Here is a 23,538-nt window from a genome sequence, read left to right on the forward strand (position 1 = left end):
AGGCTACTCCCCCTCTGCGAAGCCGAGGGCGTCGAGCACGTCGCCGCAGCGTTCGCATACGTCAGGATGGTTCGGGTTGCCGCCGAGCGTGCGGTAGTTCCAGCAGCGCGGGCACTTCTCGGCCTCGGTCTTCGCCACCGTCGCCGCCAGCTCCTCGCCCTCCTCGAAGGCCACCGAGGCCACGATGAACAGCTCCTCGAACACGGCCGCGTCGTAGCGCTCCAGCACGTCGAGCACGCCGCGCGGCGCCGTCACCGTCACGGCCGCCTCCTGGCTCTTGTTCACCGTCTTCTCGCCGCGCGCGTCCTCGAGCGCCTTCGTCACGATCTCGCGCACCCCGAGGATGACGCCGAAGTCCTCGGCCGCGCGCTCGCCTTCTGCGGCGGGAACGGCCGGCAGGAAGTCGGACGGCTCCGGCCAACCGGCCAGCTGCACGTTCGAGGGGCGGCCTTCGCGCTCGCGCATGGCCAGCGGGTAGTGCTCCCACACCTCGTCGGTCGTGAACGACAGCACCGGCGCCAGCACGCGCACGAGCACCTCGAGGATGTTCATGAGCACGGTCTGCGCGGCGCGGCGACGCGGCGAGTCGGGCGCCTCGGAGTACACGCGATCCTTCGTGGCGTCCATGTACACGGCCGAAAGGTCGTTCACGATGTAGTCGTACACGGCGCGGTACACGTAGTGGAACCGGTAGGCGTCGTAGGCGGCCTCCACGTCGGCGAGCAGGTGCTGCGTGCGCACCATCGCCCACCGGTCAATGGGCTCGAGCGCGTCCCAGTCCTTGACGGCGTGCTTCGTGTCGTCGAAGTCGTCGAGGCTTCCCAGGAGGAAGCGGAACGTGTTGCGGATGCGGCGGTAGGCCTCGCTCGTACGCTGGAGGATCTCGTCGGAGATGCTCACGTCCTGCGAGTAGTCGACGCTGGCCACCCACAGGCGCAGCACGTCGGCGCCGCTCTTCTCCATGACCTCGGCCGGGTCCACGCCGTTGCCGAGGGACTTCGACATCTTGCGGCCCTCGCCGTCCACCGTGAAGCCGCAGTGCATGACGCTCTTGTACGGCGGCACGCCGTAGGCGCCCATGCTGGTGAGCAGCGACGACTGGAACCAGCCGCGATGCTGGTCGGAGCCCTCGAGGTACATGTCGGCCGGGAAGCGCAGGCCCTCGGCCTCGCGGTGCTTCAGCACGGAGGTGTGCGACACGCCGCTCTCCCACCACACGTCGAGGATGTCCTTCTCGGGTAGCAGCTCGGTGCAGCCGCAGGTCTCGCACTTGATGCCGCGCGGCAGGTAGTCGGACGGGTCGTGCGTGAACCACGCGTCGGCGCCCTCGCGGTAGAACAGGTCGATCACCGCGTCGAACGTCTGCTCGTTCGCCACCGTGTTGCCGCACTTCGCGCATTTGAACACGGGGATGGGCACGCCCCACGAGCGCTGGCGCGAGATGCACCAGTCGGGACGGTCGGCCACCATGGAGCCGATGCGGTTCTTCGCCCACGAGGGGATCCACTCCACCTTGTTCTCGATGGCGTCGAGCGAGTCCTCGCGCAGGCTGTTCTTGTCCATCGACACGAACCACTGGTCGGTGGCGCGGAAGATGACCGGCTCGTGGCAGCGCCAGCAGTGCGGGTAGCTGTGCAGGATCTCCTTCTGAGCCACGAGCGTGCCGCGCTCGCGCAGCCACGCGATGATGGCCGGGTTCGCCTCGTCCACGTCGAGGCCCGCGAAGGGGCCCGCCTCGTCGGTGAGCACGCCGTTGTCGTCCACGGGCATGAGCAGCGGCACGTCGAACTCAAGCGCCACGAGGTAGTCGTCCTGGCCGTGGCCGGGGGCGGTGTGCACCGCGCCCGTGCCCGAATCGAGCGTGACGTGGTCGCCGTAGATGATGGTGCCCTTGAGGTCCTGGCGGATGGGGCACGTGTAGGTGAGGCCGGTGAGCTCGCGGCCCTTGAGCGCGACGGGCTCACCGGCCGCGCCGGTGACGAGCGCGTAGTCGTCCCAGCCCGCGATGTCGGCCACCTGCTCGACCAGCTCGCGCGCCATGATCATGTTCGAGCCGTCCGCCCGCACCATCACGTAGTCGGCGTCGGGGGCCAGCGACACGGCGGTGTTCGCCGGCAACGTCCAGGGCGTGGTGGTCCAGATGAGCACGTAGGCGTCGCCCGCCGCGCCGGCGGCCTCGTACACGCCGGGCATGAGGTCCATCTTGAACTTCACGAAGATGGACGGAGACGTCTCGTCGGAGTACTCGATCTCGGCCTCGGCCAGCGCGGTGTGGCAGCGCTTGCACCAGTGGATGGGCTTGCGGCCGCGGTACACCGAGCCGTCCAGGTACATCTTCTTGAACACCTCGACGTTGCCCGCCTCGTAGTTCGGCGTGAACGTGAGGTACGGATGCTCCCAGTCGGCGTTCACGCCGAGGCGCTTGAAGCCCTCGCGCTGCACGTCGACGTACTTCTCGGCCCATTCGCGGCAGAGGCGGCGCAGCGTGGGCTGGTCGATCTTCGCCATCTTGTCGGGGCCGAGCGTCTTCTCCACCATGTGCTCGATGGGCTGGCCGTGGCAATCCCAGCCGGGCACGTACGGCGTGAAGAAGCCGCGCTGCGCGTGGGACTTGTTCACGAAGTCCTTGAGGATCTTGTTGAAGGCGTGGCCGATGTGGATGGGGCCGTTGGCGTACGGGGGGCCGTCGTGCAGGATGAACGGCTTGCCGTCCTTGTTCTTCTCGAGCACCTGCTCGTAGACGCGCTCTTCCTCCCACTTGGCCAACCGCTTCGGCTCGTTCTCGGGCAGGTTCGCCCGCATCGCGAAGTCGGTCTTCGGCAGGTTCATCGTTTCTTTGTACGTGTTCGCCACGGGTGCCGTACCTTTCCTTAAAGCATGCGCTTCTGTTCGCTATAAACCGCTATAGTATAGTGGAACGAGCACCGTTTCCAGCGAGCCTGACCGCACTTTTCAAAATTGCGACACAGGAGCACAGCGCTTCACGGTATACTTTTCATCGTTTGCATATTCACAGCGGAAGACTCGGGTTTGCCGACCGCTGCAGTTTTCAGGAAGGACGCGTCGTATGCCGATGAACTTCGAGATCGTCACCGATTCCAGCTGCAACCTCGTCGAGGACATGATCGACGACTTCGGGCTGCACATCCTCCCCCTCACCTTCATGGTGGACGGCGAGCAGTACCAGAGCTACCTCAAGGGCCAGCACACCGACCTGGCGCAGTTCTACACGATGATGCGCGACGGCAAGGTGATCACGACGTCGCTGCCGAACCTGGCCGACTCCGAGGCGCTCATGCGCGGCCTGCTGGAACAGGGTCGCGACGTGCTGTACCTGGGCTTCTCCAGCGGCTTGTCGGGCACGTACGAGGCCACCGAGCTGCTCATCCGCGACCTGGCGAAGGAGTTCCCCGACCGCACGATGTACGCCGTGGACACGCTGGCGGCCTCGGGCGGCGAGGGCCTGCTGATCTGGCACGCGGTGCAGCGCGCCCGCGCCGGCGCCTCCATCGAGGAGGTGCGCGACTGGGTGGAGGAGAACAAGCTGCACCTGGCCCACTGGTTCACCGTGGACGACCTCATGTTCCTGTTCCGCGGCGGCCGCGTGTCGAAGACGGCGGCCTGGGCGGGCACCATGCTCAACATCAAGCCCGTCATGCACGTGGACGACGAGGGGCATCTCGTCCCCCTGGAGAAGGTGCGCGGGCGCAAGAAGTCCCTGAACGCGCTGGTCGACCACATGGAGAAGACGGCGCTCGCGCCCATCGACGAGCAGATGGTGTTCATCACGCACGGCGACTGCATCGAGGAGGCCGAGTACGTGGCCGAGCAGGTGAAGGAGCGCTTCGGGTGCAAGCAGGTCGTCGTCAACTACGTCGACCCCGTCATCGGTGCCCACTCCGGCCCGGGCACCATGGCGCTGTTCTTCCTGGCCAACAAGCGCTAGGCACGCGCGCCCCCGGCCTGCGATCCGCGGGTCGGGGGCTTTTCAGCGGGATTCCAGGAGCTTGAGGCGGCTCTCGACCACGCGCAGCAGCTCCTTGCGCGAATGGACGCCCAGCTTGTTGTAGATGTTCTGGATATGCGACTTCACCGTGTTGGGCGAGATGTACAGGCGCTTTGCGATGTCCTGCGCGTCGTCGCCTTGGACGAGCGGCTTGAGCACCTCCAGCTCGCGCGGGGTGAGCAGGTACTCCTTCGCCACGACTTCGCACGTGGCGCTCAAATCGACCTGCGACCGGGAATCCCCGGGACAGATGAAGCCCCAGCCCGTCCTGATGTTGCGCTCGTTCGACAGCAGCAGCGAGGCCAGGACGATCGCGAACGCCCCGACGCACCAGGCCGTCTGCCCGTCGGGGCCGCCCACCGCCCCTCCCGCCGCGATGCCGACGGCCCTGCCGACCATGAGCATGGCCGTCGGACAGGAAGCCACCCACGTCGAAGGCTGGTCGCAGTCCTTGATCAGGTACGATCCCAGGGCCCACAGCGCCAAATCGAGATAGAGGAACCCCGTCACCTGGCAGGCGACCCACATCGTCGGAAACGCGACCCCCAGGCTCGAGCAGAGCATGCTGACGGCGATGAGCGGGAACCCGACCTGGTAGATGGCGCGGTTGAAGTCCACATGGGCGACCAGGAAGACGAGCGCCGTCAGCAGCGCCGAGCCGAGCAGGCCCGCCAGCTCGACGCCTTGCCACGCCTCCCCGTCCGAGAACGCGAAGGCCCCGTACAGGAAGCCGAACGACAGGCCCTGGAGCAGCGACGTCGACATGAACCGGTACGGCACCTGCAGGTCCTCCTCGAACTTCCGGCCGTAGATGACGGCCTTGTCCATCGCGCGCCGCGCCCGTGAGAACGAGCCCACGATGACGACGGCGTACGCGGCGACCGCGACCCAGGCAGACGGTCCCTCGAAGATGCCGGCCGCGAAGTAGAGCGCCCCGCCGATGCACGAGCAGGCGACCCCGAACGCGAGCGTCCTCGCCATGCCGAGGTGCCCGAACACCCGCCCGAACTCGATATGGACCCCCATGAAGCCGAGCGCCAGGCACCCGATTCCCAAATACAGGCACATATCCTGGGAAAAGGCATCCTGGGCGTCGGCGTTCGCGCGCAGGAACAGAAGCAGCATCCCCACGAGCATCGACAGCAGCATGAGCCACGCGTACCAGTCCTGGGCGAACAGGGCGCTGCTCTTCCGCAGGAACACCGCGACGACGATGCACACCGTCGCGCACGCCAGGAAGAACACGATCTGCGGGTCGACGACGGCCGGCGCGATCTGCCGCGCCGAGGGGAACAGGAACGACTCGGTGCACACGATGATGGCGAGCGCCTTGTAGAACGAGAACGAGCAGAGCAGCGCGACGCTGCCCGGCGTCGACGAGAACATGGTGCGTAGTGTATGCATGATCGGACCCGAGCGCATAAGACCTCCCCGCCTTCGCCTGCCCCGCCACGTGCCGGGTGCAATTATAGCCACGCCCCCGAACACGTCAGTGGTCATCGGAGGTTGAAATGCTCGTCCCGGGCCTCTCATCACGAAATGATGAGAGGCCCCTCCCCCATCATTTCGTGATGACGTCGCCGGATCGCGACAACCATCCCCCCGAGATGTTCCCGCAGGCGAGGCCGCTCCGTAAGGTGCGTGCCGCGCGGGTCTTCCGAGTCATGCCGCACGACGTCGAGAGGAGGTACCGCATCGGCATCGGGACCGCGCGGCAACGTACACGAAACGTAAGGGGGTTCACCATGAGCGTGACAAGAACCACGAGCGCGAAGGGCTGGGCGGTATGCCTCGTCGCCATATTAGGCGGCATATCGCTCGCCCTCGTGCAGAACAAGGTCTCGCCCATCATCACCGTCCTCATGGACGTATTCGGCATCAGCATGGGCACGGCGGGATTGCTCAGCACCATCTTCACCTTCGTCGGCATCATCATGGCGCTGCCCGCCGCGATGATCATCAAGCGGTTCGGGCCGAAGAAGGCGGGCGTGACCGCCCTCGCCTTCGCCGTCGTCGGCTCGCTGATAGGCCTCGCCACCGACAACGTCGGCGTGCTCATCGTCAGCCGCGTGATCGAGGGAACGGGAATCGGCATCATCGCGGTGCTGGCGCCGACGCTCATCTCCATGTGGTTCCCGCCCGAGAAGCGCGGCCTGCCCATGGGGCTCTGGGGCTCGTGGATGATGGTTTCGCAAACGATCCTCTTCTTCTGCGCCGCCCCTCTGTCGGGAGCGTTCGGATGGCAGGGGATGTGGATGCTCGGCCTGGTCGCATGCGTGCTGACCGCCGTATTGTTCCTGGTGTTCGTCGACAGCCCCGCGCCCGGCGAGAGCTTCGCGGACGTCGAGAGCAGCGAGGTGTCCATCCGCGAAGGGCTGAAATCGCGCGCGTCGTTCACGCTCGCCATCGCCGCAGCCTGCTTCACGTTCTGCTCGTTCACGTTCGTCAGCTGGGTGTCGGCGTACTGGGGCGTGGCGACGTCCTGGTCGTCCGAGGAGATCGGCCGCTGGGTGGCCATCCTGTACCTCGTCGAGATGGTGTACGCCTGGATCATCGGCGGCATCTTGAACCGCGTGAAGAACCGCAAGCGCCTCGGCGTCGCGAGCTTCTTCGCGTACGGCCTCATCGGCCTGGCCGCCTTCCTCATCACCGGCGAGCCGCTCGTCGTCGCGTTCGTGTTCGTGTTCCCGATCTTCGACGCGCTCATCCCCTGCATCTGCTGGACGATCGGGCCCGAGACCGCCTCCAAGCCGATGTACGCGGGCATCGCGCTCGGCGTGCTGAACATCGGCTTGAACACGGGCACCCTCTTGAGCGCGCCCGTGTCCGGAGCGCTCGTCGAATCGTTCGGGTGGCCCGCCGCCGGCGCGTGCTTCCTGGTCGTCGCCCTCGTCGGAGCGGCCGCCATGGCGGCCACCAAGCTGAGCTCCGCGGCGTCGTCGCCCGAAACGCCCGACGACGCGCCCGCGTGCGCGGCCGGCGCCGCGAACCCGTCGTAAGACCGTCGTTGAGCCCTATCGAAAACCATGAGAGAAACGAGGAGCACCATGCACAAGATCATCGACTGCCATTCCCACCTCGGCGACATCTTCGCATCCGAGAAGAACGTCGTGTACAAGGGCGACGTCCCCATCGACCCCTCCCAGCACGACCCGTTCGCCTCCTATTCCGAGGGCGGCTTCAAGGGCGCGTTCCTCGACCCCGACAACCCCGAGCAGGTGAAGAACGTCATCGACATGACGGCCGCCGTCAGCTACGCCAACACGCTGAGCAAGCTGTCGCGCGACCTCGACGAATCGCACGTCGACTACGTCTGCCTGTATCCGGTGGCGCCCTTCATCACGTTCGAAGACTACCGGGTGGCCGCGCTCGTCGAGCCGCGCATCATCCCCTTCACCTCGGCCGACTGGCGCATCGAGGACGGGCGCGCCATCGGGTCGCAGCTGCTCGCCGACGCCGCCCGGGGAGCGCGCGGCCTCAAGATCCACCCCATCCTCCAGAACGTCTCGCTGCGCGACCCGCGCGTGGAGGAGGCGGTTGCCCTGTGGGCCGAGACGGGCCTGCCCGTGGTGAGCCACTGCGGCGTGAACTCCTACTACCCCGACGACTCCCCGGAAGCGGCCACCCAGAACCCCGCCTACGGCAACCTCGAGGACTTCATGTACCTCGTGGAACGCTTGCCCCAGGTCAAGTTCATCGCCGCGCATGCGGGCGGTCTGACCGGCGGCGAGGCGGAAACGCTTGCCGCCCACCTCGGGGGCGCCGAGAACCTCTGGGTGGACACGACCTTCCGCTCGGCCGAGGAGATGCGCATGCTCGTCGAGCTGTTCGGCGAGGACCGCGTGCTCTTCGGCGTCGACCGCCCCTTCGGAGGCACCCAGGCTTCCGTCGAGACCGCCTTCGAGGCCTTCGGGAAGGGCACGGAGCTGTCCGAGAAGGTCATGTACGCGAACATGGCGAAGCTCATCGGCATGGCCTAGCGCGGCGAAGCGCGTGCGCGCGGCCCCCGGCGGTTGCGGGGGCCGCGCTCCCCTACGCCACCTCGCCGATGTAGGCTGCGGTGCTGTTGGGGAGCACGAGCACGCCCGCTTGGGCGTGCTCGTCGAACAGCCGCTCGAAGTCGGCGGCGTAGGCGGCATGCGCCGGGTCGTCGCGATCGGGCGCGTAGGAGGCCGACAGCATCCGGTCGACGAACCCTTTGCGGTCGTAGGCCAGGTCGTGCGGGAACGAGACCGTGCGGTACGCGCCCTCGAAGAAGCGCCGACGGCGGCGCCGTCGAAGTCCATGCCCCCGCTGAAGCCCGTGAACCCGGGGCAGTGCCGCGCGCACACGGCCGCGCTCGCCCGCACGAGCGGGGACGCCGGGTCGCGGAAGTTCCACACGAGCGCGACCGCCCCGCCCGGTCGCAGGATCCGCCGGCACTCGCGCCGGAACGCCTGCGGGTCCATCCAATGGAAGGCCTGGGCGGCGCACACGCGGTCGACCGAGGCGTCCGCGAGCCCGGTGCGCTCGGCCGACCCCGCCGTCGAGGAGAACTCGGCGCGCTCGCCGAGGCGCGCTTCCGCCACGGCCCTCATCTGGTCGTTCGGTTCGACGGCCTCCACGATGCAGCCGAGCTCCAGCAGCTGCTCGGAGAACCTTCCCGTGCCCGATCCCACGTCGGCCACCCGGGTGCCCGCCGCGAACCCCTCCTCAGACGCGAGGTGCGCCATAAGCGCGGGGGCGTAGCCGGGGCGCGCCGCGTCGTAGACGGCCGCCTTCCCGTCGAAGCGGCTCTCGTTTCCCATGGGTCCTCCTTCGTCGCGGCGCCTCACTTGTAGTCGGCCGGGTTCTTGCTGGCGGAGCCGGTGGTGTTCTCCTCGCCGCGCAGCTCGCGCCCGAAGCGGACGGCAGACTCGCCGAACCGGTCCTTCACGAGGTCGGTGGCCTCGATGAGGCCGCGGCGCTTCCCCTCGTCCGGGATGGACGGCCGCACGTCGTCCTCGTTCGGCGCGGCCTCCGCGACGTCGAACAGGCTCTCCTGCACGCCGTCGCCCTCCTCGAACCCCGTCATCCCCACGCCGATGAGGCGCACGGGCATGCCGGGCCGCCACAGCTCGCCCATCATGCGGTACAGAAGCGGCGTGTAGGCGAACTCGTCGTCGCTGGGCGCCGCCAGCTGACGCTGCACCGAGCGCACGCTGCGGTCGTCGTAGCGCACCCGCAGGCTGATCGTGCGGCCGCGCAGGCCCTTGCGGCGCAGGCGGCGCCCCACCTTCGCGGCGATGGTGGCGATGGCGCCCTCCACCTCGTCGCGCGCGGTGAGGTCCGACGCGAACGTCATCTCGTTGGACACCGACTTCACCGAGTCGTCCTGCTCCACGGGCGCGTCGTCGCCGCCGTTCGCCCGCACGTGCATGACGTGGCCGTTCTTGCCGAACACGCGCAGCAGCATGCCCTCGTCGGCATCGGCCAGCTGGCCGAGCGTGCGGATGCCGCGGGAGTGCAGCTTCTCCTCGGCCGCGGCTCCGATGCCGCTCATCGTGCGGACGGGAAGGGGGGCGAGGAAGTCCCGCTCGCCGCCCGGGTACACCACGGTCAGCCCGCGCGGCTTGTCCATGTCCGAGGCGATCTTCGCGATGGTCTTCGACGTGCCCACGCCGATGGAGCACGTGACGCCCAGCTTCTCGACGCGCTGCTGGATGCGCTGCGCGACGCGCACGGGGTGCTCGCGGTTCACCGACGTGGGCGACACGTCCATGAACGCCTCGTCGATGCTGACCTGCTGCACGTGCGGCGTCTCGGCGCGCAGGATGTCCATGATGGCGTTCGACATCTCGCGGTAGCGGTCGAAATGGCCGTGCGTCCAGATGGCGTGCGGGCACAGGCGCTTCGCCGTGGACGAGGGCATGGCGCTGTGCACCCCGTACGGGCGCGCCTCGTACGACGCCGTGGACACCACGCCGTGCTTGTCGGCGTCGCCGCCCACGATGACCGGCTTGCCGCGCCAGGCGGGATGGTCGAGCTGCTCGACCGAGGCGAAGAACGCGTCGAGGTCCACGAGCAGGATGGCCGACCCGCGCCACTCCTCCAACGGCATGGCGAAGCCGCCGCCATCGGCAGCCGATTCGGGATCGGTCTGTGGGGAATCGGATCGCATTGCGCGAATAAGTCTACCACGCCGCGCCCGGGCGTAATGAACTTGTGCTAGGATATTCATTCCTTGCCTCGAATCACGAGGCGAAACGCAGGGAGGGAGAGACATGACGATGACGCAGCGAGACACCGACGCGCGTCCCGGCGTACGCGCCTGCGTGACCGCGCTGCCCGAGCAGCTGCTGTCGCCCCCCTACGAAATGCGCTCCGAGATGAACTGGATCGACTTCTCCGGCACGGCGAACCCCCTGGGCACGCCCCCCTCCTTCATCCGCGCGATGGAGACGGCGCTGGCCGCCGGCGAGCTGAACTACCCGCCCGACCGCGAGGCGCACACGCTGCGCAGCGTGCTGGCCCGCAAGTTCGGGCTGCCCGTGGAATCGTTCCTCGTGGGCTCCACCGTCGGCGACATGGTGCGCGCCGTAGCCCAGACCTACCAGCCCTGCACCGTGGGCGTGGCCGTCCCCGGCCCCGTGGAGTACGCGCTGGCCGCCGGCAACGCGGGCCATCGCGTGGTGGAGATCGCGAGCCCGGCCGGCTTCACCGTGCCCGACCCGGCCGCGGCCGAGCGCCACGGCATCGTGTTCGACGCCGCCGTGCTGGCGAACCCGGGCTACCCTACGAGCCGCCTGCTGCCGAGGCCGACGCTGCTCGCCTACCTCGACGCCTGCACCTGGGTGGTCGTGGACGAGCGCTCCATCGAGCTCACGCTGGGCGGCGAGAGCATGGTGGCGCTCGTGAACGAGCACCGCAACCTCGTGGTGGTGCGCTCGCTGTGCGAGCCCTTCGCCATGCCGGGCATCCCCATCAGCTACTGCATCGCGCACCCCGACACCATCGCGCAGATCACGCGCTTCTACGACAGCTCGTGCGTGCCGATGTTCGCCGAGGTCATCGGCGAGCTGGCGCTTTCGGAGACGGAGCACCTCGAGCGCACGCGCGACTTCCTCGATTCGGAGATTCCCTGGCTGCAGTGCATGCTGAACCTCATCCCCGGCATCGACATCTTCCCCGCCGAGGCGAACTACGTCATGTGCACGTTCGACGGCGGGCCCGACCTGGCGCTCGGCGTGGCGAACACCGACGAGCTGGCGCAGCGCCTGCAGCTGGCCGGGTTCCTGATCCGCAAGCTCGAGGGCACCCCCGCGCTGGAGGACAGCCGCTACTTCTGCGTGGCCGTCCGCACGCGCGAGGACAACGAGAAGCTCGTGGCCGCCCTGCGGGAGATCATCGCCGGCTGCTAGGGCTTTCGACGGAGGGCTGCCCGCGGCAGCCCTCCTCGTTTCTACTTCACCTCGTAGCCCGCCTCCACCACGGCGGCGGCCAGCGTCTCCTCCGGCACGTCCCGGGCCAGCTTCGCGGTGGCGGTGCCGGCGTCGAGGTCGACGACGGCCTCCTCGACGCCCTCCACGCCTTCGAGGGCCTTCTTCACGTGGGCGACGCAGTGCTGGCACATCATGCCTTCGACGTTCAGGGTCTTCTCCATGGTGGTCTCCTTTTCGTTGGGATCGTCAGGGTCGTCAAGCTCGGTGCTATCGATGGGCGCGGACGCGGGCGCGTCCGTCGCTGCCGAGGGGAGGTTGGGCTTCCAGCCGCGCAGCCGCAGGGCGTTCGACACGACGCACACCGAGCTCAGGCTCATGGCGGCCGCGGCGATCATGGGGTTGAGGTTCAGGCCCATGAACGACAGGGCGCCGGCGGCCACGGGGATGCACACCGCGTTGTAGACGAGCGCCCAGAACAGGTTCTGCTTGATGTTGCGCAGCGTCGCGCGCGACAGCTGGATGGAGGCGGGCACGTCGAGCAGGTCGCTTTTCATGAGCACGATGTCGGCGCTCTCGATGGCCACGTCGGTGCCGGCCCCGATGGCGATGCCGACGTCGGCGCGCGCGAGCGCCGGGGCGTCGTTGATGCCGTCGCCCACCATGGCCACGCGGCCCTGCTCGGACAGGCGGCGGATCTCGCGTTCCTTGCCGTCAGGCAGCACGCCGGCGATGACCTCGTCGGCGCCCACCTCGCGTTGGATGGCGGCGGCGGTGCGCTCGTTGTCGCCGGTCAGCATCACCGTGCGGATGCCCATGGCCGAAAGCGTGGCCAGGGCGGCGGCGCTCGAGGGCTTCACCGTGTCGGCCACGGCGATCACGCCCAGGAGCTCGCCGTCCTGCGCGAAGAAGAGCGGCGTCTTGCCCATGTCGGCCTGCCGCTGCGCCTCCTCGGCGAACGCGCCCACCGCGACGTTGCGGGCCTCCATCATGCGCAGGTTGCCGGCGCATGACGGGCGGTCGTCGACGAGCGCCGCCACCCCTTCGCCGGGCACCTGCTTGAAGTCCTCCACGAGCAGCGGGTAGGCATGACGGCCGCGCGCGTAGTCGCACACGGCGCGGGCGAGCGGGTGCTCGGAGCGGCCTTCGATGGACACCGCCAGCTCCAGCAGGCGCTCCTCGCCCACACCCGGGGCCGGGACCACGTCGGTGACGCTCGGCGCGCCCTCGGTCACCGTGCCCGTCTTGTCGAACACGACGGTCTTCACGTCGTGGGCGGTTTCCAGCGCCTCGGCCGACTTGATGAGGATGCCGTTCTGCGCGCCGCGCCCGGTACCCACCATGATGGCCGTGGGCGTGGCCAGGCCGAGCGCGCACGGGCACGAGATGACGAGCACGCTGATGGCGTGCGACATGGCCGTCTCGAGCGTCGAGCCGCCGAGCATCCACACGGCGAACGTGACGACGGCGACGACGATGACCACGGGCACGAACACGCCCGATATCTTGTCGGCGATCTTCTCGATGGGCGCCTTCGTCGATGTGGCCTCGTCCACGAGCCGGATGATGCCGGCCAGCGTGGTGTCGTCGCCCACGCGGTCGGCGCGCATGGTGAACCATCCGGTGCGGTTCACGGTGGCGCCGGTCACCGCGTCGCCGGGGCGCTTGTCCACGGGCACGCTCTCGCCCGTGATCACCGACTCGTCCACCGTCCCCGAGCCCTCGAGCAGGGTGCCGTCCACGGGGACGCCCTCGCCCGCGCGCACCGCCAGCACGTCGCCCGCGCGCACCGCCTCCACCGCGACGCGCTCCTCGCGGCCGTCCACGAGCCGCGTGGCCTCCTTCGGCGCGAGGTCCACGAGCTTGGCGATGGCGTCGGTAGTCTTGCCCTTCGCGCGCGCCTCGAAGTACTTGCCCAGCGTGATGAGCGTGAGGATCATGGCCGCCGACTCGAAGTACAGGTCCATGGCCGCCAGGTGCGCGGCGTGCAGGTCGCCCGCGCCCAGCGCGATGCCGATCTTGTAGATGGCGTAGATGCCGTACACCGTGGCCGCCGTCGAGCCGAGCGCGATGAGCGAGTCCATGTTCGGCGCGCCGTGGAACAGCGTCTTGAAGCCCACGCGGAAGAACTTGAAGTTGACGAACACGACGGGCAGCAACAGCAGGAACTGCGTGAACGCGAACGTGAGCACGTTCTCGTCGCCCAGGAAGAACCCGGGCAGCGGCCAGCCGAACATGTGCCCCATGGACAGGTAGAACAACGGGATCGTGAACACCGCGGACACGATGAGGCGCATGCGCACGTGCCTCGCCTCGGCGGCCGCGTCGGCCACGGGGCGCGCCTTGGCCGCGCGGCTTCCCGCGCCCGGCGCCTGCTGGCCCGCCGGGACGCGCGCGGAGGCGCCGTAGCCCGCCTTGTCCACGGCGGCCTCGACGGCGCTCGCGACGGCCGCCGGCTCCGCGCCGTCGCGATACGTCACCTCCATGCTGTTCTTCAGCAGGTTCACGGCGACGTCGTCGACGCCGGGCACGGCCCGGGTCGCCTTCTCCACGCGCGCGGAGCATGCCGCGCACGTCATGCCGGTCACATCGAATGCTTGTTTCACCTTGTACTCCTTCAGACGAACGGATGTTTCACGTGAAACATCCGCTTATCGCGAGAACTTCTTCATGAGCTGCATCACTTCGTCGACGACCTCCACGTTGCCGCGCCTGATCTGCTCCACCACGCAGGTTTCCAGGTGGTTTTGCAGCATGACGGACGAGATGCTGTGCACGGCGCTTTCGGCGGCGGCGAGCTGCGTGAGCACGTCGCCGCAGTACCGGTTGTCGTCGATCATGGTCTTGATGCCGCCCAGCTGCCCGATGACGCGGTTGAGCCGCTTCTGCAGGTCGGCCTGCAGCTCCTCCGAGCGCGGCGTCTCCTTGCGGCGGCAGCAGCAGCCGGCTTCCTCCGGCTGCGGGTTCTTCTCGGCCATGACGCTCCTTTCCTCTATACCCCGTGTGGGTATCTGGGCGTGAGTATATACCCCTCACGGGTATTGTCAACCCCCGTTCCGGGATCGGCCGGCGGTCGGCGCGGCGAGCGGCGGAAGGCGGCCGTCACGCGAAGGACACCGCGCGGCAACCCCGCAGCGGCCCGCGAACCGCTACACTGGAGGCGTGCAGGAACGCGAGGAAGGAGCCGCCGATGTGCCGCCGTTTCATACCCGTCGACCGCGACGAAGTCGCGCGCATCGCCGCGGAGATCGAGCGCGACCTGGCCGACCATGCCGGCGAGCTGGCCTCGCTCGATCCCCTGGCCGACTACGAGGCGCACCTGTTCGCGCCCGCCGACGCTCCCGGAGCCGTGCAGGCCGCGCGGACGCGGGAGGCGCAGGAGGCGCGCTGCGGCGCGGCGGCGCAACTGTCGCTGTTCGACGACGGGCCCGCGGCCCCCGAAGCTCCCGCGGCCCCGCCGCGCGCGGAAGCGTTCCCCTCGTCGGTGGTGCCGCTCATCGTGGCCACGGGCGACGGGTGCGGCCTTGCGGTGGCGCATATGGCCTGGGGATACGAGGTTCCGTGGAAGAACGGGCCCGTGTTCAACACGCGCATCGAGACGGCGCTGCGCGACGACGGCAGCATGTGGTCGTCGTCCTTCGCGCGGCGCCGCTGCCTGATACCCGCCTGGGGCTTCTACGAGTCGCACGCGTCCGAGACGGTGCCGAGCGCGCGCACCGGGCGGCCCGTGAAGCGCCAGTACGCCTTCGAGCCTCGCGACGGCGCGCCGCTTTTGCTGGCGGGCATCCACGACCGCGGCCGGTTCTCGCTCGTCACCACCGAGCCGAACGAGGCGGTGGCCGCCGTGCACAACCGCATGCCGCTCGTGCTGGGCTCCGGCGAGCCGGCGCTGTGGCTGCGCGGCGTCTACGGGCCGCTGCTCGACCGCGGCGCCATCGAGCTGAGCGTCGCACCCGAGCGCTAGCGGACGGCGGCGGCCGCGGCCTCCCGATCGTGGGCGTTTCCCCAGCTCGCCATTCGCCACGTCGCCTTGCGCCGCTGCGACATCGGGGTGAAAACCGCACGCAAACGGAGCGGGGGGCTCGCCAAGAACGGATGTTTCACGTGAAACATCCGTTCTGGTTTCCTGCTTGGAGCATCATCCCCGGGCGACGCGGCCCCGCAAGGCGCGAAGCTACTTGCCGCGCTCGGACAGGAACAGCCCGACGATGGTCAGAGCCACGCCGGCGATGACGGGCGGCGTGAGCGGGTCGCCCAGCACGGCCGCCGAGGCCAGCACGGTGAGCGCCGGCACGAGGTAGATGTACAGGCTCGTCTTCACGGGCCCCAGCTCCTTCACCGCCATGTTCCACGTCACGAAGCACAGCGCGCTGGCGCCCAGCCCCAGGAACACGAGGTTGCCCCACATCTCGGGCGCGGCGAGCGAGGCCCAGTCGGGCGAGAAGCCCAGGACGGGCAGCGTCGGGAGCATGAACGCAAGTCCCCAGGCGAACGTGCGGCGCGTGACGAGGATGCTGTCGTAGCCGAACGTCGAGAGCTTCTTCGTCACGATGGAGTACACGGCCCACGTGCCCGCGGCCGCCAGCGCCAGCGCCACGCCCGCGAGGCCCGCCTGGCCGAGGCCGTCCTCCCCCGCCAGCCCCGCCGCGCCGCCCGCGAAGCTGACCAGGCACACGCCCGCCATGGCCACCGCGAAGCCCGCGAAGAACGGCGCGCGCAGGCGCTCCTTGAGCGCTACGGCCGAGGCGATGCCGGTGAACAGCGGCGCCGCCGCCACGACCACGCCCACGATGGAGGCCGTGGTGAACGTGAGCGCGATGTTCTCCAGCAGGTAGTACAGCGTGACGCCGGTGGCGCCCGCCAGCATGAACCAGCGCTCCTCCTTGAAGCCCTGCACGCGCAGGATGCGCGGGCGCAGCAGCGCGAGCGCGCCGAAGCCGATCACGAAGCGGAAGAACAGGATCTCGATGGGCGCGAGATGCACGAGCAGCACCTTCGTGGACACGAACGTCACGGCCCACACGAGCACGGTGACGAGCGCCAGCGCGTGCCCGCGCACGGCGGGCCGCTGCTGCGCCTGCGCGTCGTCCGCCGCCCGGACGTCTGCCGCGGCCATGCTAGCGCCCCTCGCGCGAAGCGCGCGCGGCGCTGCGGTAGCGGCCCGGCGTGACGCCGTAGAACGACTTGAACACCCGGGTCATGTGCGCCTGGTCGGAGAACCCGGCGCGCGCAGCCGCCTCGGCCGGGGCGTCGCCCGCAGCCAGCAGGTCGCGGGCACGGTTCGCCCGCACGGCCTGCAGGTAGCGATGGGGCGTGAGGCCCGTCTCGTCGGAGAACGCGCGGATGAGGGCGAACCGCGACAGCCCGGCGGCCTGCGCCAGGTCGGCGAGCGTCAGCTCCGCGGCGTAGGCCTCGTCGACGAGCGCCCGGGCCCGGGCGACCGCCGCTTCGGAAGCGGTCGCCGAGACGGGGGAAGGCGAGGGCGGCCGGCCGCCCTCGCAGCAGCGCGCCACGCGCGCCAGCAGGGCGAGCAGGGCCTCCTCTTCCTCGAGCGGGTCGGCGCCCTCGCTCCACGCGAACGCGTACAACCGCGCCATGCAGGCCGACAGCGACACGTCGCGCGTGACCACCGTCTTGAAGCGATGCGGGCCCGGCACGCCGAGAGCCTCGCCCACCACCTGGGAGAAAAGCTCGTCGGGGACGACGATGCTGCGATACGCCAGCGGCGCCTTCCCCACGGGCTCGCAGCCGTGCACCTCGCCCGGCTCGAACAGCACGAAGTCGTCGGGGCCCAGCACGTGCTCCTCGGCCCGGCAGCGCATGCGACGACCGCCGCCCACCATCTGCCCGATGGTCCAGAAGTCGTGGAAGTGCAGCGGGAAGGGCTGCACGATGCCCTCGAGGGTGACGAACTCCACGCCCGGGCACGGCCCGAACGGCGCGATGCGCCGATTCTCGGCCCCCATGTCGGGGTCGGCCAAGCGCGCGCCCGCCACATCGGGGCGCTCGTTCCATGCTTCGATCGTTTCCATGCGAACCCTTTCGTCCAAGCAGGAAACGATACCATGAACGAGCGCGCCCCGCTTGAACGAAATTGCAGGCGGAACGCCGCAGGCCCCACGCGCCCCGCCTGCCCCGAACCCGCCAGCGCCAAACCCGTACAAATGTTTCACGTGAAACATTCTCGCGACGGTGGCGCGACGCCGTCGCGGCGGCGATGTTGCGGTGCCATGGTCGCCGCGGCGCCGTGCCGTCGCGGGGCGCTACCGCCGCTCGAGCAGGTCTCCGCGCGTGGAGATCACCGCCACCTCGAACGGCACGTCCTTGCCGCTGCGCTCGAGGGCCGTGCGCGCCGCGTGCTCGAGGCCGCCGCAGCAGGGAACCTCCATGCGCGCCACGGTGACCGAGGCGATGTCGTTGCCCGCGAAGACGGCCTCGAGCTTCTGGCTGTAGTCGACGGCGTCCAGCTTCGGGCAGCCGATGAGGGTGATGCGGCCGCGCATGAAGTCGCGATGGAAGTCGGCGTAGGCGAACGCCGTGCAGTCGGCGGCGATCAGCACGTGCGCGCCCTGGAAGTACGGCGCCTGCACGGGGACGAGCTTGATCTCCACCGGCCACGATGCCAGCTCGGAGGGGCGCGGCGCGACCGGCGCGACCGCTTCCGCATCATCCGCTTCCGCCCGGCCCTGCGCCGCCAGCACGGCCGCCTCGTCGTAGGCCTCGGCCTCGCGCTCGACGAAGGCGATGGCGCCGGTCGGGCACGCCGGCAGACAATCGCCCAGCCCGTCGCAGTAGTCGTCGCGCAGCAGGCGCGCCTTGCCGCCCACCAGGCCTATCGCGCCTTCATGGCACGCCGTCACGCACAGGCCGCAGCCGGTGCACGCCGCCTCGTCGATCTCGATGATCTTCCGTATCATAAGGTTCCTCCTGCATGCGCTCCCGCGCGCTCTCGTCGGTATGCTCGCGAGCATAGCACGCGGCGGCGGCGCCCTTCGTTGTAAATGCAACAAGCGGGAAATTCTCCCCCTTCCCCCTTGACAGGCCGCGTCTCCTCCGTATACTTATGAACAGTTGATCATATGTTGAGAGGTTAACAGGATGAAGCAAAACCAGAGCAAGACCGCGCCGGCCCCCGACGACGGCGCCGCCCTCGCGGAGAGCGCGCACGACAACGGCTGCTCGTGCGGCTGCGCCGAGCACGCGGGCGCGTCCGGGCCGGGGCCCGAGAGCATGCCCGACGAGGAGCTGCTGTACGACCTGGCCGACCTGTTCAAGGTGTTCGGCGACACGACGCGCATCAAGATGCTGTACGCGCTCATGGGCCAGGAACTGTGCGTCGCCGACCTCGCCGAGCTCATCGGCGCCACGCAAAGCGCCGTGTCGCACCAGCTGCGCACGCTCAAGCAGGCCCGCCTCGTCAAGTTCCAGCGCGACGGCAAGAACGTCATCTACTCGCTGTCCGACGACCATGTGTACACCATGCTCGCCCAGGGCATGACCCACATCTGCGAATAGCGAACGACAAGCAACGAACAACCCGACGAACGCCCCTATCGAAAGGAACACCCATGCGCAAAGCCTTCAAACTCCAGGACCTCGACTGCGCGAACTGCGCCGCCAAGATGGAGAACGGCATCAAGAACATCGACGGCGTGAAAAGCGCCACGGTCAGCTTCATGACGCAGAAGCTCGTGCTGGAAGCCGACGACGACCGCTTCGACGCGGTGCTCGACGAAGCCGAGCGCGTTTGCCAGAAGATCGAGCCGGATTGCGTCATCCTGCGCTAACCGCCCGCTGACAATCGAAGAGCCGATTGCACGAACGGATGTTTCACGTGAAACATTCCGGCGGTGCGTTGCGCTCTTCCCCGGACCACAAGGTTGGAGATCATGAACAAGAAACAGAAACGCACGAGGAACCGCATCATCCTCGCCATCGCGCTGTTCGTCGTCGTGTACGTCGTGGCGGAGCTGCTTCCGCTGTCGACGTGGCTCGGCAGCGAGACGGCGGCGCTGTGGGTGGAGTTCGCGCTCTTCCTCGTCCCCTACCTCATCGCCGGCTACGACGTGCTGCTGCGCGCGGCGAAGAACATCGGCCACGGCCAGGTGTTCGACGAGAACTTCCTCATGAGCGTGGCCACCATCGGCGCCTTCGCGCTCGTGCTGTTCCCCGACAGCGACCCGCACATGGCCGAAGGCGCGGCCGTCATGCTGTTCTACCAGGTGGGCGAGCTGTTCCAAAGCTACGCCGTGGGCAAGAGCCGCAAGTCCATCGCCGACATGATGGACATCGCGCCCGACTTCGCCAACGTGGAGCGCGACGGGCAGCTCGTGCAGGTGGATCCCTACGAGGTGGCTGTGGGCGACGAGATCGTCGTGAAAGCCGGCGAGCGCGTGCCGCTCGACGGCGTCGTGGCGAGCGGCACCTCGCAGCTCGACACCGCGGCCCTCACCGGCGAGTCGGTGCCGCGCGAGGTGCGCGCGGGCGACGAGATCATCTCGGGCTGCGTCAACATGACCGGCCTCATCACCGTTCGCGTGACCAAGCCCTTCGGCGAGTCCACCGTGAGCCGCATCCTCGAGCTCGTGGAGAACGCCGCCGAGAAGAAGGCCAAGACCGAGAACTTCATCACCCGCTTCGCGCGCTACTACACCCCGGCGGTCGTGGGCATCGCGGTGCTGCTGGCCGTCGTGCCGCCGCTGCTGCTGGGCCAGAACTGGTCCGACTGGGTGCAGCGCGGGCTGATCTTCCTCGTGGTGTCGTGCCCCTGCGCGCTCGTCATCAGCGTGCCCCTGTCGTTCTTCGGCGGCATCGGCGGCGCCTCGCGCCTGGGCATCCTCGTGAAGGGCAGCAACTACCTGGAGACGCTCGCCGGCACCGAGACGGTCGTGTTCGACAAGACCGGCACGCTCACCGACGGCTCGTTCAACGTGGTGGCCGTGCATCCCGAGGCCGACATCGACCCCGACCGGCTGCTGTCCATCGCGGCGCACGCCGAGGCGTACTCGAACCACCCGATCGCCCTGTCGGTCAAGCAGGCCTACTCGGGGCCCATCGACCAGCAGCGCATCGACGACGTGCAGGAGCAGAGCGGCCACGGCGTGCGGGCGCGCATCGACGAGCACGTGGTGCTCGTGGGCAACGACAAGCTCATGAGCGAGTGCGGCGTGGGTTGCCACGACTGCGAGCTGACCGGCACCATCCTGCACGTGTCGCTCGACGGCGACTACATCGGCCACATCGTCATCGCCGACGTCATCAAGCCCGACGCGGCCGAGGCCATCGCCGCCTTGCGCGCGGCCGGCGTGAAGAAGACCGTCATGCTGACGGGCGACCGCGCCGACGTGGCCGCCGCCGTGGCGGGCGAGCTCGGCATCGACGAGTTCCGCGCGCAGCTGCTGCCCCAGGACAAGGTGGCGGAAGTGGAGAGGCTGCTGGAGGAGACGCACGCGCACGGCGCCGGCAAGGGCAAGCTGGCGTTCGTGGGCGACGGCATCAACGACGCGCCCGTGCTCACCCGCGCCGACATCGGCATCGCCATGGGCGCGATGGGGTCGGACGCGGCCATCGAGGCGGCCGACGTCGTGCTCATGGACGACAAGCCCTCGAACATCGCGAAGGCCGTCCACATCGCCCGCAAGACCATGGGCATCGTGTGGCAGAACATCGTGTTCGCCCTCGGCGTGAAGTTCCTCGTGCTGATCCTGGCGGCGGTGGGCATCGCCAACATGTGGCTGGCCGTGTTCGCCGACGTGGGCGTGGCCGTGATCGCCATCCTCAACGCCATGCGCGCCATGAACGTGAGGAAGTAGCGAGCCGCGCATCCGCCAAGCGAGTCGCCGACCGTGCCGCCCCCCCCGGGGCGGCACGGCGCGTTTTCGGGGCCCGCAGCTGCGCATCGCCGCCCGGCACGCGCGGCCGAGGCGGAACCCGCACTCACTGTTTCACGTGAAACATTTGTACGGGTTCCCTGTTCGGGGCGCGATGCCCGGCGCGGGCCCGTCCCCGACAAGCCCCCCCGCGGACGTCGCCGTGGGGGGGGGGCGGAATGCCTCCGGGGAATCGGCCCAGCCCCCCTCCGCGACGGCGCATCGGCCTCGAGCTCATCGGCGTCCCCGCCCTCCTTGCGTCGTCTCGCGCGCCACCCTGGCGTTCCTCAGCGAGGAGAGTCAGGGTACAATGCCTCGCGCGCTCTGCAAGCCGCTGCTACTTCGAATGTTTCACGTGAAACATTTGTTCCCTTTCGTCCTCGGCGCAGGCAACGGTACGGTACCCGTGTCGAGGTCGGGGGCGGGCTGCGTGGTATGGTGCGCTCATGGATGACCGGCGACAAGATACCGAGAACGAACGTCCGCGCATGTCGGGGCGGCGGCGCTTCGTCGTCTTCGGGCGCTGGGCGCTCGTCGTCGCGTGGGCGGCCGTCGTGTACTTCGGGCCCGCCGTGAGCGCGCCCTCGCCCGTCGCGTACTTCATCGAGTTCGCCGTGCTCAGCTTCCTGCTGGCCAACGCGCTGTGGCAGCACATGGGGCTGTTCACCGCCTGCGCGGTGGCCGTGCTGGTCACGTGCGTGCTCGGCATCGCCGACGGCGCGGTGTCGCTCATGGTGCCCGACCACCCCTTCAGCCTCTTCGACTGGGTCGTCGGGGCGGGCGGCGCGCTCGTGGGCGGCATCGCGGCCCATCCCGCGCTGCGCGTCATCGACAGCTTCGTCTCCTCCGACCTCTAGCTCCCGCCCGCCTTTGCGCGGCCCCGTTTCCCAACCGAACGTTACAGCTGCGTCGCGCGACGCTCACGCCGCTCGTCCTCCCGCTGCGCCGCCGACGGCCGGGCGTAGGGTGCTGCGTGGAAGGACAAGCCCAAGCAGAAGGAGGCAACCATGAACGCGAAAGAAGGAAGCGGCCGTCCCGCCGCGCTCGGCCGGGGGCTCGACACCCTCATGGGAAACGAGGAGGAACGCGACGCGCCCTGCGCATCGGACGCGACGGCGGTGCCCGAGTCGCCCGGGATGCCGAACGCGCCGGAGGCATCCGACGCCCGGTCCTGCCGAGGGCACGGGCATCGCCACGGGCACGGCGCATGCCTCGTCGGCGGGCTCATCGCCAGCGGCGCGGCGGGCGCCGTCGCCGTCGCGGCGTTCACGCTCCTCGGCGTGCGCGCGGTATGGGCGATGGGCCGCCGCTAAGACGGGCCCCGCATGCGGAAACGCCGTCCGTTCGGGCGGCGTTTCCCGTTTTCACGCGGCGGTTCGGGCCGAAATGCGTCATGATGGAACGCGTACGCCACGAGAGGAACACGGAGAGCCCATGCCCGACAACCCCGCAGACCGCCAGCACCCCAACGACCCGCTGCACGGCATCACGCTGGAGACGATGCTCAAGCAGCTGGTGAACAAGTACGGCTGGGACGGCCTGGCCAAGCGCATCAGGATCAACTGCTTCAAGAAGGATCCGAACTTCAAGAGCTCGCTGTCGTTCCTGCGCAAGACGCCCTGGGCGCGCAACAAGGTGGAGGAGCTGTACAAGAACTCGAAGTTCTGGGTCGACCTGTAGATCGACAAACCGTCCGATTTGACGTAAAACGTCATATTCATATCGTAATACGGCATATTCCGGCGTATACTGGGGCCATCCGAGAGCAGGGAGGCCCGTATGGACAAGACGCGCGCCAAGATCAAGGCAACCAGCATGACCGCGTTCGTCGCGATCCTCCTCATCGCGCTCATGTTCGGCATTCAGACGTCGATCCTCATCGTCGACTGGCTGACGACCGGCGGGGCGCTGTCGAATCCCGACTCCGCGCGGCGCGGCATGAGCCTGTTCAGGGACGCCCTGCTCATCGCGCTGGCCGTGTACGTCGCCTTCGTCTTCCTGCGCATCAACCGGGAGGAGACGCCGTTCTTCGCCGCGCTGCCGCGCAGGATCAAGGCGGCGGCCGTGCTCTTGTTCGCGGCGCTCACCGTGCCGAAATGGCTGTACTGGACGATCTTCAGCATCCAAACCGGAACGCCGTCCGGCGCGCTCGTGGACGAGTCGGTCATGTTCGCCTTCATGCTGGCCGCCATCGTGTTCTGCCTCGGGCAGATACTCGAGTACGGGTATCTCGTCCAGGACGAGAACTTCGAGATCATCTAGGAGG

Annotated in this window: 21 protein-coding genes and 1 pseudogene; 12 read left to right on the top strand and 10 right to left on the bottom strand. The window is 68.7% G+C overall.

Annotated elements, in window-relative coordinates:
- Positions 1–3: 3 nt before the first annotated feature.
- Positions 4–2,853 carry an isoleucine--tRNA ligase gene (gene ileS / locus GS424_RS08960; RefSeq protein WP_160942517.1) on the bottom strand — a complete coding sequence of 950 codons (2,850 nt, stop codon included), beginning with the start codon at positions 2,851–2,853 and terminating at the stop codon, positions 4–6.
- Between the two features lie 214 nt (positions 2,854–3,067).
- On the opposite strand from ileS, the gene GS424_RS08965 reads away from it, so the two are divergent.
- Positions 3,068–3,946 (top strand): DegV family protein, encoded by an 879-nt coding sequence (locus GS424_RS08965; protein ID WP_160942516.1) that lies wholly within the window; start codon positions 3,068–3,070, stop codon positions 3,944–3,946.
- A gap of 42 nt (positions 3,947–3,988) precedes the next feature.
- On the opposite strand, the gene GS424_RS18055 is transcribed toward GS424_RS08965, so the two are convergent.
- Entirely contained in the window at positions 3,989–5,410 is a 1,422-nt protein-coding gene (locus GS424_RS18055) for a response regulator transcription factor (protein ID WP_160942515.1), read from the bottom strand.
- A 341-nt stretch (positions 5,411–5,751) separates the two neighbouring features.
- On the opposite strand from GS424_RS18055, the gene GS424_RS08975 reads away from it, so the two are divergent.
- Both GS424_RS08975 and GS424_RS08980 read left to right on the top strand, forming a co-directional pair.
- A complete protein-coding gene (locus GS424_RS08975; RefSeq protein ID WP_160942514.1) occupies positions 5,752–7,005 on the top strand; it encodes an MFS transporter in 1,254 nt (417 codons plus the stop codon).
- Between the two features lie 48 nt (positions 7,006–7,053).
- The gene (locus tag GS424_RS08980; RefSeq protein WP_160942513.1) at positions 7,054–7,986 is read left to right on the top strand and encodes an amidohydrolase family protein; all 933 of its coding nucleotides are present in this window, start codon (positions 7,054–7,056) and stop codon (positions 7,984–7,986) included.
- A 52-nt stretch (positions 7,987–8,038) separates the two neighbouring features.
- On the opposite strand, the gene GS424_RS08985 is transcribed toward GS424_RS08980, so the two are convergent.
- The 3 genes and pseudogenes from GS424_RS08985 to dinB all read right to left on the bottom strand — a co-directional run bounded on the left by GS424_RS08985 (position 8,039) and on the right by dinB (position 10,145).
- Positions 8,039–8,188, bottom strand: coding sequence for a hypothetical protein (locus tag GS424_RS08985; protein WP_160942512.1), 150 nt, complete (start codon positions 8,186–8,188; stop codon positions 8,039–8,041).
- 263 nt (positions 8,189–8,451) lie between these two features.
- A pseudogene (locus tag GS424_RS18140) lies at positions 8,452–8,793 on the bottom strand (class I SAM-dependent methyltransferase); the annotation flags it as partial.
- Between the two features lie 23 nt (positions 8,794–8,816).
- Positions 8,817–10,145, bottom strand: a complete 1,329-nt coding sequence (gene dinB, locus GS424_RS08995; protein WP_193666512.1) for a DNA polymerase IV — start codon at positions 10,143–10,145, stop codon at positions 8,817–8,819.
- Between the two features lie 103 nt (positions 10,146–10,248).
- Here dinB and GS424_RS09000 point away from each other — a divergent pair, with 103 nt between their 5' ends.
- On the top strand, positions 10,249–11,385 hold the full coding sequence (locus GS424_RS09000; protein WP_154331974.1) for a pyridoxal phosphate-dependent aminotransferase: 1,137 nt from the start codon (positions 10,249–10,251) through the stop codon (positions 11,383–11,385).
- A gap of 41 nt (positions 11,386–11,426) precedes the next feature.
- On the opposite strand, the gene GS424_RS09005 is transcribed toward GS424_RS09000, so the two are convergent.
- Together GS424_RS09005 and GS424_RS09010 are read right to left on the bottom strand one after the other, a co-directional pair.
- Positions 11,427–14,009 carry a heavy metal translocating P-type ATPase gene (locus GS424_RS09005; RefSeq protein ID WP_160942511.1) on the bottom strand — a complete coding sequence of 861 codons (2,583 nt, stop codon included), beginning with the start codon at positions 14,007–14,009 and terminating at the stop codon, positions 11,427–11,429.
- A gap of 45 nt (positions 14,010–14,054) precedes the next feature.
- Complete coding sequence (locus GS424_RS09010; RefSeq protein ID WP_160942510.1) at positions 14,055–14,381, bottom strand: metal-sensing transcriptional repressor; 327 nt, start codon at positions 14,379–14,381, stop codon at positions 14,055–14,057.
- A 212-nt stretch (positions 14,382–14,593) separates the two neighbouring features.
- On the opposite strand from GS424_RS09010, the gene GS424_RS09015 reads away from it, so the two are divergent.
- On the top strand, positions 14,594–15,367 hold the full coding sequence (locus GS424_RS09015; RefSeq protein WP_160942509.1) for an SOS response-associated peptidase family protein: 774 nt from the start codon (positions 14,594–14,596) through the stop codon (positions 15,365–15,367).
- A 210-nt stretch (positions 15,368–15,577) separates the two neighbouring features.
- Here the strand turns inward: GS424_RS09015 and GS424_RS09020 are convergent, their stop codons facing one another.
- From GS424_RS09020 to GS424_RS09030, 3 genes are all read right to left on the bottom strand, one after another.
- Positions 15,578–16,519, bottom strand: coding sequence for a DMT family transporter (locus tag GS424_RS09020; protein WP_160942508.1), 942 nt, complete (start codon positions 16,517–16,519; stop codon positions 15,578–15,580).
- A gap of 1 nt (position 16,520) precedes the next feature.
- On the bottom strand, positions 16,521–17,435 hold the full coding sequence (locus GS424_RS09025; protein ID WP_160942507.1) for a helix-turn-helix transcriptional regulator: 915 nt from the start codon (positions 17,433–17,435) through the stop codon (positions 16,521–16,523).
- Positions 17,436–17,666: 231 nt separating this feature from the next.
- On the bottom strand, positions 17,667–18,320 hold the full coding sequence (locus GS424_RS09030) for an ATP-binding protein (protein WP_160942506.1): 654 nt from the start codon (positions 18,318–18,320) through the stop codon (positions 17,667–17,669).
- A gap of 181 nt (positions 18,321–18,501) precedes the next feature.
- Between GS424_RS09030 and GS424_RS09035 the strand changes: the two genes are divergently transcribed.
- The 7 genes from GS424_RS09035 to GS424_RS09065 all read left to right on the top strand — a co-directional run bounded on the left by GS424_RS09035 (position 18,502) and on the right by GS424_RS09065 (position 23,534).
- Positions 18,502–18,918, top strand: a complete 417-nt coding sequence (locus GS424_RS09035) for an ArsR/SmtB family transcription factor (protein ID WP_160942505.1) — start codon at positions 18,502–18,504, stop codon at positions 18,916–18,918.
- A 53-nt stretch (positions 18,919–18,971) separates the two neighbouring features.
- Positions 18,972–19,190: a cation transporter gene (locus GS424_RS09040; protein WP_160942504.1), complete on the top strand. Its 219-nt coding sequence runs from the start codon at positions 18,972–18,974 to the stop codon at positions 19,188–19,190.
- A gap of 102 nt (positions 19,191–19,292) precedes the next feature.
- A complete protein-coding gene (locus GS424_RS09045) occupies positions 19,293–21,215 on the top strand; it encodes a heavy metal translocating P-type ATPase (RefSeq protein WP_160942503.1) in 1,923 nt (640 codons plus the stop codon).
- Positions 21,216–21,718: 503 nt separating this feature from the next.
- The gene (locus GS424_RS09050) at positions 21,719–22,129 is read left to right on the top strand and encodes a Tat pathway signal protein (protein WP_160942502.1); all 411 of its coding nucleotides are present in this window, start codon (positions 21,719–21,721) and stop codon (positions 22,127–22,129) included.
- 150 nt (positions 22,130–22,279) lie between these two features.
- Entirely contained in the window at positions 22,280–22,585 is a 306-nt protein-coding gene (locus GS424_RS09055; protein ID WP_160942501.1) for a hypothetical protein, read from the top strand.
- A gap of 121 nt (positions 22,586–22,706) precedes the next feature.
- Positions 22,707–22,952 (top strand): VF530 family protein, encoded by a 246-nt coding sequence (locus GS424_RS09060; RefSeq protein WP_154331987.1) that lies wholly within the window; start codon positions 22,707–22,709, stop codon positions 22,950–22,952.
- A 99-nt stretch (positions 22,953–23,051) separates the two neighbouring features.
- A complete protein-coding gene (locus GS424_RS09065; RefSeq protein WP_160942500.1) occupies positions 23,052–23,534 on the top strand; it encodes a hypothetical protein in 483 nt (160 codons plus the stop codon).
- Positions 23,535–23,538: the final 4 nt, after the last annotated feature.

This window comes from Eggerthella guodeyinii (assembly GCF_009834925.2).
In the GTDB taxonomy this organism is placed as follows: domain Bacteria; phylum Actinomycetota; class Coriobacteriia; order Coriobacteriales; family Eggerthellaceae; genus Eggerthella; species Eggerthella guodeyinii.